This is a genomic window from Haematobacter massiliensis, assembly GCF_000740795.1.
Classification (GTDB): domain Bacteria; phylum Pseudomonadota; class Alphaproteobacteria; order Rhodobacterales; family Rhodobacteraceae; genus Haematobacter; species Haematobacter massiliensis.
The window spans coordinates 30365-43441 of the sequence record NZ_JGYG01000020.1 but is presented as its reverse complement, the minus strand read 5'-3'; the positions used below and the strand labels follow the sequence as shown (position 1 = coordinate 43441).

Annotated in this window: 15 protein-coding genes; 5 read left to right on the top strand and 10 right to left on the bottom strand. The window is 63.7% G+C overall.

Translation table 11 applies throughout. The features are described from left to right. Window positions 1-26 precede the first annotated feature (26 nt). The 9 genes from CN97_RS18245 to CN97_RS18205 all read right to left on the bottom strand — a co-directional run bounded on the left by CN97_RS18245 (window position 27) and on the right by CN97_RS18205 (window position 7418). On the bottom strand, window positions 27-836 hold the full coding sequence (locus CN97_RS18245) for a VOC family protein (protein WP_088217499.1): 810 nt from the start codon (window positions 834-836) through the stop codon (window positions 27-29). Then, on the bottom strand, window positions 836-1255 hold the full coding sequence (locus CN97_RS18240) for a DoxX family protein (protein ID WP_035714540.1): 420 nt from the start codon (window positions 1253-1255) through the stop codon (window positions 836-838). The genes CN97_RS18245 and CN97_RS18240 overlap by 1 nt, the downstream gene beginning before the upstream one ends. 99 nt (window positions 1256-1354) lie before the next feature. Continuing rightward, window positions 1355-2260, bottom strand: a complete 906-nt coding sequence (locus CN97_RS18235; RefSeq protein WP_035714536.1) for a LysR family transcriptional regulator — start codon at window positions 2258-2260, stop codon at window positions 1355-1357. A gap of 63 nt (window positions 2261-2323) precedes the next feature. Then, window positions 2324-3169 (bottom strand): ATP-binding protein, encoded by an 846-nt coding sequence (locus tag CN97_RS18230; protein WP_035714534.1) that lies wholly within the window; start codon window positions 3167-3169, stop codon window positions 2324-2326. Next, on the bottom strand, window positions 3166-4029 hold the full coding sequence (tatC, locus tag CN97_RS18225) for a twin-arginine translocase subunit TatC (RefSeq protein WP_035714532.1): 864 nt from the start codon (window positions 4027-4029) through the stop codon (window positions 3166-3168). Before tatC ends, CN97_RS18230 begins: the two co-directional genes overlap by 4 nt. Continuing rightward, window positions 4026-4535, bottom strand: a complete 510-nt coding sequence (tatB, locus tag CN97_RS18220; protein ID WP_035714530.1) for a Sec-independent protein translocase protein TatB — start codon at window positions 4533-4535, stop codon at window positions 4026-4028. The genes tatC and tatB overlap by 4 nt, the downstream gene beginning before the upstream one ends. A gap of 26 nt (window positions 4536-4561) precedes the next feature. Beyond that, window positions 4562-4786: a twin-arginine translocase TatA/TatE family subunit gene (locus tag CN97_RS18215; protein WP_035714528.1), complete on the bottom strand. Its 225-nt coding sequence runs from the start codon at window positions 4784-4786 to the stop codon at window positions 4562-4564. A gap of 248 nt (window positions 4787-5034) precedes the next feature. After that, complete coding sequence (locus CN97_RS18210) at window positions 5035-5814, bottom strand: SDR family oxidoreductase (protein ID WP_035714526.1); 780 nt, start codon at window positions 5812-5814, stop codon at window positions 5035-5037. A 107-nt stretch (window positions 5815-5921) separates the two neighbouring features. After that, window positions 5922-7418 (bottom strand): DEAD/DEAH box helicase, encoded by a 1497-nt coding sequence (locus CN97_RS18205; RefSeq protein ID WP_035714523.1) that lies wholly within the window; start codon window positions 7416-7418, stop codon window positions 5922-5924. 231 nt (window positions 7419-7649) lie between these two features. Between CN97_RS18205 and CN97_RS18200 the strand changes: the two genes are divergently transcribed. Then, window positions 7650-8066, top strand: a complete 417-nt coding sequence (locus CN97_RS18200) for an OsmC family peroxiredoxin (RefSeq protein WP_207391645.1) — start codon at window positions 7650-7652, stop codon at window positions 8064-8066. An 86-nt stretch (window positions 8067-8152) separates the two neighbouring features. Next, window positions 8153-8896 carry a transglutaminase-like domain-containing protein gene (locus CN97_RS18195; protein ID WP_084684257.1) on the top strand — a complete coding sequence of 248 codons (744 nt, stop codon included), beginning with the start codon at window positions 8153-8155 and terminating at the stop codon, window positions 8894-8896. A gap of 3 nt (window positions 8897-8899) precedes the next feature. Here the strand turns inward: CN97_RS18195 and CN97_RS18190 are convergent, their stop codons facing one another. Further along, on the bottom strand, window positions 8900-10498 hold the full coding sequence (locus tag CN97_RS18190) for a peptide chain release factor 3 (protein ID WP_035714552.1): 1599 nt from the start codon (window positions 10496-10498) through the stop codon (window positions 8900-8902). Window positions 10499-10616: 118 nt separating this feature from the next. Between CN97_RS18190 and tpiA the strand changes: the two genes are divergently transcribed. Genes tpiA through CN97_RS18175 form a run of 3 tightly spaced genes read left to right on the top strand, consistent with a single transcriptional unit; the run spans window position 10617 to window position 13053 of the window. Further along, window positions 10617-11360: a triose-phosphate isomerase gene (tpiA, locus tag CN97_RS18185; protein ID WP_035714521.1), complete on the top strand. Its 744-nt coding sequence runs from the start codon at window positions 10617-10619 to the stop codon at window positions 11358-11360. After that, entirely contained in the window at window positions 11357-12544 is a 1188-nt protein-coding gene (locus CN97_RS18180) for a cytochrome P450 (RefSeq protein WP_035714517.1), read from the top strand. The genes tpiA and CN97_RS18180 overlap by 4 nt, the downstream gene beginning before the upstream one ends. Next, the gene (locus tag CN97_RS18175) at window positions 12541-13053 is read left to right on the top strand and encodes a GNAT family N-acetyltransferase (RefSeq protein ID WP_035714515.1); all 513 of its coding nucleotides are present in this window, start codon (window positions 12541-12543) and stop codon (window positions 13051-13053) included. The genes CN97_RS18180 and CN97_RS18175 overlap by 4 nt, the downstream gene beginning before the upstream one ends. The last annotated feature ends 24 nt before the right edge of the window (window positions 13054-13077 follow it).

Here is a 13077-nt window from a genome sequence, read left to right as displayed (position 1 = left end):
TTACAAAACACAGACAAAGATACGCGTCACTCTGTGAGGCCAAGACGAATCGTGGTCCCCCAAGGGTCGTCCAGATACAGCAATTCCGCCCCTTTCATGCGGTCGGGTTCTCTCACTGCGAGGCGGACTTCTTCGAGCCCGGTGGAAGGGCGCTGCCTTACCCCTGCCCCGCGGCTGTTCCAGACGTTCGTCGCGAGGTGATGATGATAGCCGCCGGTCGCATAGAACGTGGCGCCGGGGTAATGGGTGGTAATGTCGAAGCCAAGTTGGCCCGCATAGAACGCCTCTGCCTCCGGCAGCGCCCCGACCTGCAGATGCACATGTCCGATCATCGTTCCCTCCGGCGCGCCCGCCCAGGGCGTCGCGGCCTCCAGGACGGCGGCGACATCCATCCGTTCGGTGGTCATCGCGACCTCTCCGTTCCGCCACTGCCAGACGCTTCGCGGACGGTCGGCATAGATTTCGATGCCATTCCCCTCAGGGTCTGCCAGATAGGCAGCTTCGCTAACCAAGTGATCGGAGAGGCCTTGCAGGGGTATCTGAAGCTCCGCGACATGGCGCAACCATCCTCCCAGAGCGCCGCGGTCAGGCAGGAGAAAGGCCGTATGAAACAGGCCGGCCTCCTGCGGTACCCTCGGCCGTGCGCTCGGATCGTTGCGCAGTTCGAGCAGGGCGCGCCCTGCGGCTCCCAGAACAGCACCCTCACCATCCTTGGTGAGCACCGACAGACCGACAACCTGCTCGTAAAAGCGCGTGACGGCTTCCAAGTCCCGGACGCGGAGAATGACGCTATCGACACTCACCGGGTCACGGTCAGGACCATGTTCAGATGTCATCATACTCTCCCCTCTGTCGTCGTACGCGAGGCTTTCACGGCAAATGCGCCATCACCAATCAGCGCGACGGCCAGCAGAGCCACGATCCACAGCGCAAGAAACTCCCAGCCGCCATTCGGGTTTGTGAAGAAGAATCCCGCAGGGCCATGGACGGTCGCGATCGCGCCGATCAGGGGCAGGATCATGATGAGAGCCACCCACCTCGCATAAACGCCGAGAATAAGCGCCACGGCGCCGACAAGTTCCCAGGCGATGGTAATGTAGGCCAGTCCCCCCGGGAGGCCGAGTGATGTGAAGAACTGGGCGGTTCCCGCGGGGGTGAACACAAACAGCTTCAGCCCGGCATGGGCGAGAAACAGGACACCCAAAGTGACGCGAAGCAGGAACGCGGCATAGGGTGCGGTTCGGATATCCAGCATGACAGATCCTCAAGGATTCGATTTCATGCAGGGAATATGGCGACATCCGTCACGGCAATAAATGACGATGTCGGCGGGATATTCATTCCAATGTGGAAATTATTGCCACGCTGGCACCCGAAACTCCGCCACAAGAAAATCAAGCAGAACCCGCACTTTCCGCGCGAGGTGCCGTCCCTGCGGATAGAGCGCAAAGATGGGGAGCGCTTCTGGCTCCCACGTTTCCAGCAGGGGCGTGACGCGACCACCGCGAACGCTCTCCATGGCAAGAAAGGCCGGAACTGACGCGACACCCTCCCCCGCCTCGGCGGCCCGCAGGCACGCTTCCGCATTGGCAAAACGAAGGCGGCCGGTGACAGGACATTCCAGCCCCTCCCCCGTCCGGGGGTCACGGAACTTCCACCGGAAGGGGTCCGCCATATTGGTGTCCAGAATACAGCGATGATCACGCAGGTCGTCCGGCACCTCGGGCCGGGGGTGATCGGCGAGATAATGAGGAGCCGCGCAACGCAGAAGCCGCGTCTCGGACAGCCTGCGCCCGATCAATGAGGGGGAATCACCGATGCGCCCGATACGGACGGCAACATCGTAGCCCTCCTCCACCAGATTGACCTGTCGGTCGGTATAGGACACGTCGAGCAGGATTTCCGGATAGGCTCGCGCGAAGCGAAGCAGTACCGGCGTGAGCGCGGATACTCCGAAAGACAACGGCACGGAGGCACGGACACGTCCTGCTGCGGTCTGAGAGGCGTTGCGCACCGCGGCATCGAGCGCATCGAACTCCACCAACAGATCGCGAAGTCCGTCGTAGTAGGCGCGGCCTGCATCCGTCGGATGAAGGGCGCGCGTGGTGCGGTGCAGGAGGCGCACGCCAAGATCCTGCTCCAGCTTGCCGATCAGCTTCGACGCCTGTCCGGGGCTGACCCCCAGCCGTTCGGCACCACGGGCAAAGCTTCCCGCCTCGATCACCGACACGAACATCCGATCGGCTTCAAGCCTGTCCACCTGGGGCCTCCCCTGCTACGGAAAGCAGGTAAGCATTTTATATGTCAGGAGAAAAGCGTTTCTTCAGGTCTGCAGCGGAACGCCCTTGCGGCCGGCGAGGTCCGTGAAGAACTGCCATGCGACGCGCCCGGACCGGCCTCCGCGCGTGGCCTGCCATTCAATAGCCTCGGCCCGCAGTTCATCCTCGGCCACGGACACGCCATACGCGTCGCAATAGCCGCGGATCATGGCCAGATACTCGTCCTGATCGCAGGGATGAAAGCCGAGCCACAGGCCGAACCTGTCGGAGAGAGAGACCTTCTCCTCAACCGCCTCACCGGGGTTGATCGCGGTGGAGCGCTCGTTCTCTATCATGTCGCGCGGCATCAGGTGACGCCGGTTGGAGGTGGCATAGAACAGCACGTTCTCGGGGCGACCCTCGATACCGCCGTCCAGAACCGCCTTCAGGGATTTGTAGTGCTGATCGTCGTGACTAAAGGAAAGATCGTCGCAGAACAGAAGAAACCGCTCCTTGGACCCGCGCAGGAGGTTCAGTAGCCTCGACAGGGAGGGCAGGTCTTCGCGCTGCACCTCGACCAGTTTCAGCGGCCGGCCCTGACGCCGGACCTCGGCATGGACAGCCTTCACAAGGCTGGACTTCCCCATCCCCCGCGCACCCCAGAGTAGGGCATTGTTGGCCGATAGCCCCCGGGCGAATTGCAGCGTGTTTTCCAGCAGGATGTCCCGCGCCCGGTTGACACCGATCAGAAGTGAAAGGTCCACGCGCGCGACGTGGGGCACTGGTTCGAGACGGTCAGGCCCGACATGCCACACGAAAGCATCGGCGATCGTGAAATCCGGGAGTGCGGCAGGCGGCGGGCTCAGGCGCTCCAGAGCCGCAGCAATCCGTTCGAGCGCCTGCGCCGTCATGCGTTGTCCTTCCCGTCTTCCTCATCGTCGACCCAGAGTCCCTCCGCCTTCAACTCCGCCTCTCTCCGGCGCTCGATGCGACGGATAAGGTAGATGGAGATTTCATAGAGAGGATAGATCGCGGCAAACAGGATGATCTGACTCATGACATCCGGCGGCGTGGCGACCGCCGCCACGATAAGGATGGCCACGACCGCATAACGCCGGACGCTGGCAAGCCCGCGGGAGCTGATCAGTCCGGCCTTGCCCATCAGCACCAGCAGCACCGGAAGCTGGAAGCACAGGCCGAATGCCGTCACGAAACTGATAGTCAGGGACAGATATTCCGCAACGGATCCCTGGAAGGTGATGCCTGCGGTATGCGGCGTGACACTGCCCGGTTCCGCCGGAACCGGCACGCCGGGTGTTCCGACCTGCTGGAAGGTCAGAAAGAAATTGAACGCGATCGGAATGACCACGAAAAAGGCGAAAGCCGCTCCGATGAGGAACATCACCGGAGATGCGATCAGGAAGGGCAGGAAAGCGGCCTTCTCCGACCGGTAAAGCCCGGGCGCGACAAAGCGCCAGAGCTGATAGGCGATGATCGGGAATGACAGGAACAGACCGCCGAACATCGAAATCTTGATGGCGACGAAAAAGCCTTCCTGCAGCTTGATGAGGACAAGCCCGCAATCCTGACCCCGTTCCGCGAGGGCGCCGCAAACAGGCCAGGTCAGGAAGTTGAAAATCGGGTTCCAGACGGTAAACGCCAGAAACATCGCCGCCACGAAGGCGAGCGCCGACCAGATGAGCCGCTTTCTCAGTTCCGCCAGATGTTCGATCAGCGGGGCGGAGGAATCGTCGATATCTTCGGACTTCATACTTTGGTCCCGTCTCCGGGGATTTCGGCCGAGGTTTTCACCAAGGCGGGTTCGGATACGGGTTCGGGTATTGCCGCATGCGGCTCAACCGCCGCAGGATCATCGCCCTGCGTGCTGGCCGGCGTCTCCAGCGGCGCGGTAACGGCGGGGGGCACCGGGGCGGCAGCGGGGGGCGCAGTTCCATTCGCCGCCGAAGGGGTGGTCACACTAGACGCGGTCGCCCGGTTTGCGCGGGAACGGTCATCCCAGCTGTCCAGCTTGCGATTGACCGCATCGAGACCCGACTGCATGGGCGAGCGAATGGAATTCAGGTCGCGCTGAATATCCTTCAGCCCGGCATCGTCCGCTGCATCTTCCATGGCGCGCTGGAAATCCCGCGCCATCATGCGTCCCTTGGCCGTCACACGGCCCAGTGTACGGAACATGGCAGGCAAATCCTTAGGCCCCACCACGATCAGCGCCACAATGCCGATCAGGACGAGTTCGCTCCAGCCGATGTCGAACATCTTCCGCTGCCTTCAGGTTCGCGGGATCAGACCTTGGTCTTTTCCTGCTCCGGGGTGGTTCCGGGCGTTACGTCACGCGCCGAAGCGGCGGAAGCGGATTCAATCTCATCCGACCCGTCTTTCACCCCTTTTTTGAAAGCGGTGATGCCCTTGCCGATTTCCCCCATCAGCGAGGACACCTTACCGCGCCCGAAGAGCACCAGCAGCACCACACCGATGATGAGGATTTCGGTTACTCCGAAACGACCCATGGCTTACTCCTTCTGAGGCGACACTACGCCCATTTTCCCGTTCCCAAGGCCGGGTGTTAACGTGCTGACTGACAGACTTACTCCCCCCTTTTGTCGTTTCAAAGCCCCTACAAGGGCATAATCACGGAAAATCGTTCAGTCGCTGGATAGCTGAAAAGACTGAAAAAAGCATGTATCGCACGTGCGATGCGCCAGATGAGGGTCTGCGGACGCTGTCGCCAGCTTCCGCAGAGAGGGGGAATCACCCTTCACATTGTCAGGTTGTTCAGGCCGCCATCCGGCATGAAGTTCTGCCCGATGAAGAAGCCAGCATACTGGGAACAAAGGAAGGCACAGGCGGCGCCGAATTCCTCTGCAGTACCGTATCGTCCGGCGGGAATGCTGGCATAGCGGCGCTGACGGGCCTCCGCGACGGAAATCCCCGCCTGCTTGGCCATGCCACCGTCGAGCGCTGTCGCCCGGTCCGTATCGTGGATGCCGGGAAGCAGATTGTTGATGGCAACGCCTTTGCCCGCGACCTGCCGGGACGTGCCGGCGACAAAGCCGGTCAGCCCAGTCCGCGCCGTGTTGGACAGACCCAGCGCCGCAATAGGTGCACGGACGGACTGCGAGGTGATGTTCACCACCCTGCCCCAGCCACGTTCCGCCATACCGGGCACCAGTGCCTGCATCAGCGCTACCGGAGTGAGAAGGTTCGCATCAAGCGCCTTGATGAAGTCATCGCGGGACCAGTCCGTCCAGACACCGGGGGGCGGACCGCCCGCATTGGTGACGAGGATATCCGCCTGCCCCGTGGCCTCCAGCACCCGCGCGCGCCCTTCGGCATCAACGATATCGGCGGCGACGGTCGTGACCTCGACATCGTAGCGGTCGCGGATATGGGCAGCAGTCGCCTCAAGTGCCTCCGCGCCCCGCGCGTTCAGGATGAGGTTCACCCCGGCCTCAGCCAAAGCCTCGGCACAGCCCCGCCCAAGCCCTTTCGATGAGGCGCAGACCAGCGCCCTCCTGCCCCGAATACCCAAATCCATCCGCTTCTCCCTCACTTGCTTGGAGCAGGGGTAGCATCCGGCAGCGCGGAAGGCCAGCCGCGCGGCGCAGGCGCTTGGGCCTGCAACGGCAGCGGGCTGGGCTTCGGTCAGTTGCCCGAAGGCGTAGCAAAGGAGCGGAGCATGAACTCCGGCACGTGGTCACCCATACCGACGACGGGCGCGTCATCCCGCCGGTCCTTCCGGTCGCGACGATCCTCACGGGACCGGCGCGGCTTTTCCTCACGCGAGGGGGCTTCTGCTGTCACGGCTGGCTCCTCCGCAGGGGCCGGCTTGGCCTTGGGCTTTTCGGCGCGGATCGGCGCTTCGGTCTGGGGCGTTTCCACAGGCTCCACGGCGTCCGCCTTGCGGCGACCGCCACGGGTGCGGGTGCGGGTGGGTTTTTCCTTCCGCGGCTCGCTGGCAGCCTCGTTCTCCTCGACCGCAGCGATGGAGATCGGATTCTCGATGCGCGGGATCGGCTGCTTGATCAGGCTCTCCACATTGGCAAGATACTTGTCGTCAGACGGCACCGCGATGGTGAAGGCCTTGCCCTTCCGCCCGGCCCGCCCCGTCCGCCCGATGCGGTGAACGTAGTCCTCCGGGTGGCTCGGTACGTCAAAGTTGAACACATGGCTCACCGCCGGAATGTCCAGACCCCGCGCCGCCACATCCGAGGCCACGAGAATGTTGATCGAGCCGTCGCGGAAGCCGTCGAGCGTCTGCATCCGCTGCCGTTGCTCCAGATCGCCGTGAATCGGGGAGGCATTGAACCCATGCTGCTTCAGCGATTTCGCCAGCACATCCACGTCCATCTTGCGGTTGCAGAAGATGATCGCGTTGGTGCAGGACGCGCCTTCCTGCCGCAGCAGGCCGCGCAGGACGGCGCGCTTCTCCTTGAAGACCACGGCCCGGTCCTTGCGGCTCGGCTTGAACTCGACCAGCCCCTGCTCGATCGTTTCGGATGTCGTGGCCTGACGCGCTACCTCCACCCGGACCGGGTTGGAGAGGAACGTCTTGGTGATCCGCTCGATCTCCGGCGCCATCGTGGCAGAATAGAACAGCGTCTGCCGGGTAAAGGGCGTGAGAGAGAAGATGCGCTCGATATCCGGGATGAAGCCCATGTCCAGCATCCGGTCCGCCTCATCGACCACCATCATCTGCACACCGGTCAGCAGCAGCTTGCCGCGTTCGAAATGGTCGAGAAGCCGCCCCGGCGTGGCGATCAGAACGTCCACACCCCGGTCGATGAGCTTGTCCTGCTCCCCGAAGGAGACGCCGCCGATCAGCAGCGCCTTGGTCAGCTTGGTGTACTTGGCGTAGACATCGAAATTGTCGGCCACCTGCGCCGCCAGTTCCCGCGTGGGCGCAAGCACGAGGCTCCGCGGCATCCGCGCGCGGGCACGGCCCTTGTCAAGCCGGGTGATGAGCGGCAAGGTGAAGGAAGCGGTTTTCCCGGTACCGGTCTGAGCGATGCCCAGCACGTCACGCCCTTCGAGAGCGGGCGGGATGGCTCCTTCCTGAATGGGGGTCGGTGTCTCATAGCCCGCCTCTTCGACGGCACGGAGCACCTTCGGGTCGAGATTGAGATCTGAAAATTTTGTCATTGGCGTCCAGTGGTTCGGCGGCATCGGGCCGCGCGGTCATGAGGACGCCGTTCCATGCGCCCCGGCTTGGGTCCGCAGGCGCGGACAAAATTCCTTACAGTAATTACACTGGAAGGTCAACAATAGCGGCCCAGATGCTCCTCAGCGACCGCATTCGCCGCTTGCCGGATGCCCGCGCCGGTGAAACCAATGAGCGGGGCACCGCGTTGTCCCGCAATAAGGAGAGTTCGCATGATCGAGAAATATGGCACCGCCGTCTGGAACGGATCGCTGAAGGAAGGCCACGGCTCCATCAGCACGCAGAGCAATGCGTTGACCGACAAGTCCTACAGCTATGCGACACGGTTCGAGCAAGGCGGCGGTACAAACCCGGAGGAGCTTCTCGGCGCTGCCCATGCCGGCTGCTTCTCAATGGCGCTTGCCAGCATTCTTGGGAAAAAGGGGATTACTCCCCATGAGATCGACACCACGTCCAAGATCACGCTGGACCCGAGCCAGGGCGCCATCTCCAAGGCGCATCTCGTCGTCGTGATCCGGGCGGATGCGGATGAGGAGACCCTTGTCGCTGCCGCCAAGGAAGCTGAAACCGGCTGCCCCGTCTCCAAGCTGTTCAAGGCGGAGATCAGCATGGAAGCGCGGAAAGGCTGATCTTGTTGGACGTCCGGCATCCCCTCACCATCCGTTTTGGCTGTGAACTGATCATCGGTTGCAGCGCGCCAACTCCTGTTGTGGCGATGCTGGACGTCCACCCCGAACGACAGACAGATCTGCTGACCCCCGTGGCAGCAGAAGTTCGCGGCGGGATAGGCGACGTCGAGACCTATCTGGACACCCATGGCAACATCTGCCGCCGCTTTACCGCGCCGGCGGGCGACACGACCATCCTGCTTGACGGGCTGATCCGCGATAACGGCCTTCTCGATCCCGCGGATGAGAGTGCTGCGGAAATGCCCGTGTCTGCCCTCCCGCCAGAGGCGCTCTATTACCTCACCGGCTCACGATATTGCGAAACCGACACGATGAGCCAGCGCGCCTGGGATCTGTTCGGAAATCTCCCGCCAGGCAGAAGCCGGGTTCAGGCAATACTGGACTACGGCAAGTCGCAGGTGGCTTTTGACTATGGGCGCGCGAGTTCCACGCGAACCGCATCCGAGACCCTCGCACATGGCACCGGAGTGTGCCGTGATTTCGCCCATCTCGCCATCACCTTCTGCCGTGCGCTGAACATTCCTGCGCGCTATGTGAATGGGTATCTCGGCGATATCGGAATACCGCCCCAGGCCAGTCCGATGGATTTCTCCGCGTGGATAGAGGTGTGGCTCGGCAATCGCTGGTGGACCTTCGACCCCCGCAACAACCAGCGGCGCATCGGGCGCATCGTCATCGCACGTGGCCGGGACGCGGCGGACGTCCCCATGCTCGCCAGCTATGGCCCGCATGAGCTGAAAGGGTTCCGCGTCTGGACGGATGCGGTCTGAACGTCAGACCATCATCTCCTTCGTCGCGGTGAGCTTCAACTCGGGGAAGTCGCGCTGCACCCGGTCGATGTCCCATTGCAGCCGCGTCATGAACACCACATCACCATCGTGATCCTCGGCGATGTGGCCCTTGTTGATGTTGACGAACCGCTCCAGTTCCGCTTTCGGGCCGGAGACCCAGCGGGCGGAGGTGAACTGAGACCCTTCGAACCGCACGGGCAGGGAGTACTCCTGTTCGATCCTGCTCGCCAGTACCTCGAACTGCAGTGCCCCAACCACGCCGACGATGAAGCCGGAGCCGATCATCGGTTTGAAGACCTTTGCCGCGCCCTCCTCTGCGAACTGCATCAGCGCCTTTTCAAGATGCTTTGCCTTCATCGGATCGCCGGCGCGCACGGTCTGCAGCAGTTCCGGCGCGAAGGAGGGGATGCCGGTGAAATGCAGCGCCTCCCCTTCCGTCAGCGCGTCTCCGATGCGGAGCTGCCCGTGGTTCGGGATGCCGATGATGTCCCCCGCCCAGCCTTCCTCCGCCAACTCCCGGTCGGCGGCAAGGAACAGGACAGGGTTTGACACCGCCATCGGTTTCTTCGTCCGCACGTGCAGAAGCTTCATCCCCCGCTCGAAATGCCCCGATGCGAGCCGCACGAAGGCCACCCGGTCCCGATGCTTCGGGTCCATGTTCGCCTGCACCTTGAAGACAAAGCCGGTCACGGCGGTTTCCTCGGGCAGGATCTGCCGCTCCAGTGCTTTCTGCGGCTGCGGCTCCGGGCCCCACTCGCCCATGCCGTCCATCAGCTCCTTCACGCCAAAGGAATTGATCGCGGAGCCGAACCAGATCGGCGTGAGAGACCCGTTCAGCAGAGACTCCCGGTCGAAGGCAGGCAGCAGCTCGCGCGCCATCTCCAGCTCCTCGCGCAGCTTCGCCAGCAGCTCGGCAGGAACATGATCGGCCAGTTTCGGGTCATCCAGCCCGCTGATCTTGATCGACTCTGCCACCCGGTTCCGGTCGGCCCGGTCCATCAGTTCCAGCCGGTCGTGCAGGATATCGTAACAGCCAAGGAAATCGCGCCCGATTCCGATGGGCCAACTGGCCGGACATACATCGATGGCGAGGTTTTCCTGAATCTCGTCGATGATCTCGAAGGTGTCGCGGCTTTCCCGGTCCATCTTGTTGCAGAAGGTCAGGATCGGCAGGTCGCGCAGGCGGCAGACCTCGAACAGCTTCCGCGTCTGGCTTTCCACGCCCTTCGCCCCGTCGATCACCATGATCGCCGCGTCCACCGCCGTCAGCGTGCGATAGGTATCCTCCGAGAAATCGGAGTGGCCGGGCGTGTCCACGAGATTGAACCGGAATTCCCGGTAATCGAACGACATGGCGGAGGCCGAAACGGAGATGCCCCGGTCCTGCTCCATCTTCATGAAGTCCGACCGCGTGCGCCGGGCCTCTCCCTTTGCCCGGACCTGACCCGCCATCTGGATCGCCCCGCCGAACAGCAGGAACTTCTCGGTCAGCGTCGTCTTGCCGGCGTCCGGGTGCGAGATGATCGCAAACGTGCGGCGGCGGGCGATTTCGGGCGGAAGGGCGGCGCGGTTCTGTGACATGCGCCCGCGCATAGCCGAAGCAGCGCAAAGGCGCAATCGCGGCCTCCGTCGAAGGGGGTGCTTTCGCGCCGTCCGGTGATCGCCTATTGCTGGAGCAAAGCCATGACGGAGAGACGGTATGCGGAAGCTCGCAGCGGGTAACTGGAAGATGAACGGCACTCGAACCTCTCTGGCTGAGGTGGACCGGCTGATCGCCGCTTGCCCGGACCCGGGATGCGACGTGCTGATCTGTCCCCCTGCCACGCTGATCTCGCCGCTTGTCCACAAGGCCGAGGGCGCCATCGCTGTCGGCGGGCAGGATTGCCACTGGCTGACCTCCGGCGCGCATACCGGTGACATCTCCGCCGAGATGCTGGCCGATGCCGGTGCGACATATGTGATCCTCGGCCATTCCGAGCGCCGCAGCGACCATGGCGAGACGGACGAGGTTGTCCGCGGCAAGGTGCAGGCCGCATGGTCGGCCGGCCTCATCACCATCGTCTGTGTCGGCGAAACAGAGGAAGAGCGGGACGCGGGCGGAACGCTGAACGTCATCGGACGACAGCTCGAAGGCTCGCTCCCGGACGACGCCACGGCGGAGAATACGGTCATCGCCTATGAACCCGTCTGGGCCATCGGCACCGGCCGCACCCCCACCGTCACCGAGATCGCGGAAGTCCACGCCTTCCTGCGCAGCCGCCTTGCCATCCGCTACGGATCGGCGGGCAACGGGATGCGGCTGCTCTATGGCGGCTCGGTGAAGGCCAGCAACTGCACGAGCGTCTTCGCCATCGCGAATGTCAATGGGGCGCTGGTCGGCGGCGCCTCGTTGAAGGCGGAGGATTTCGCCCCCATCGTCGAGGCGCTTTCCGCCGCCGGATGAAAGCCCTCCGCCAATCCCCGACGGAACCCGCCTTCGTGCAGGATCCCTATTCTTTCTACGATCGTGCCCGCGCCGCCGGGCCGCTGTTTCTGTGGGAGGATTACGCCCTTCCCTGCGCGGCGGGCCATGGAGAGGTGAATGCTCTCCTCCGCGACCGCCGTTTCGGGCGGGAGCCACCGCCGGGCTTCGCACCCGAAATCCCGGCGCATCTGGCCCCCTTCTATGCGGTGGAGGCCCATTCCATGCTGGAGCTGGAGCCGCCTCGCCACACGCGGCTTCGGGGGCTGGTGCTGCGCGCCTTCACCTCGCGGCGGATCGCAGCCCTGGGGCCGGAGATCGCCACGCTCTGCCACGACCTGATCGACGCGCTGCCGGAACATGAGGCGGACCTGCTTCCCGCCTTTGCCCAGAAGCTCCCGGTGATCGTCATCGCGCGATTTCTGGGCGTGCCCGAGGATCGGGCGGACGATCTGCTCCGCTGGTCGAACGCCATGGTGGGCATGTATCAGGCGGGGCGCACGCCAGAGATGGAAGCCCGCGCCATTGCCGCGACGGAGAACTTCGTGGCCTTCCTCCACGCACATGTGGAGGAGCGCCGTGCCGCGCCTGCCGACGATCTCCTCTCCCTTCTGATCGCGGCGGAGGAGGCGGGGGACAAGCTCTCCACGGAAGAACTCATCTCCACCTGCATCCTCCTTCTGAACGCCGGGCATGAGGCGACTGTCCACACCCTCGGCAACGCGCTCAACGCGCTTCTGCCACGGGGCATCGTGCCGGTGGCGGAGACCGCCGCTCCTCTGGTGGAGGAGGTGATGCGCCATGACCCGCCGCTCCATCTTTTTACCCGCTGGTGCCGGGAGGAGGCGGAGCTGTTCGGCCACCGCTTCCGCCCGGGTGATCAGGTTGGATGTCTGCTCGCCGCCGCGAACCGCGACCCCGCCATCTGGCCGGAGCCCGCGCGTTTCGACCCCGGCCGCGCACCGGGGCCGCAGCTTGCCTTCGGCGCGGGGATTCATTTCTGCGTCGGCGCGCCCCTTGCCCGGCTTGAGCTGCAGATCGCTCTGCCCATCCTGTTTGCGCGGTTGAAGGGGCTTCAGTTTTCCAGCCTGCCGCGCTACGCCGACGTCTACCACTTTCACGGGCTGGAAGCCCTTCCCGTCACTTATGAAAGACTGACGCGATGATCCTCCGCGAGGCGACTCCCGCCGACCTGCCGCGACTGGCGGAAATCTATAATGACATCCTGGCCACCACAGATGCCATCTGGAACGATGCCCCTGTGGATGCAGAAAATCGCGCCCAATGGCTCGCCGCCCGCCGCACTCAGGGCTATCCGGTTCTGGTGGCGGAGGAAGAGGGCTGCGTGCTGGGATATGCCAGTTTCGGTGACTTCCGGCCCTTCTCGGGTTATCGTCTGACGGTGGAGCATTCCGTCCATCTCGCAGCGGAAGCGCGCGGCCGCGGCGTGGGTCGGGCGCTCATGCAGGCGCTGATCGACGCCGCGCGGGCCTCTGGCAAACATGTGATGGTGGGCGCCATCGGGGCAAGCAATGCCGCCTCCATCGCGCTGCACGAGAAGCTCGGCTTCACCCATGTCGGCATGATGCCGGAGGTGGGCGTGCGGCAGGGGCGCTGGCTCGATCTCGTCCTCATGCAACTCCGGCTCGATGCCGCATCCGCGCAGGGTCGCTGAGCAACTCGGGTGCATGGGGAACGC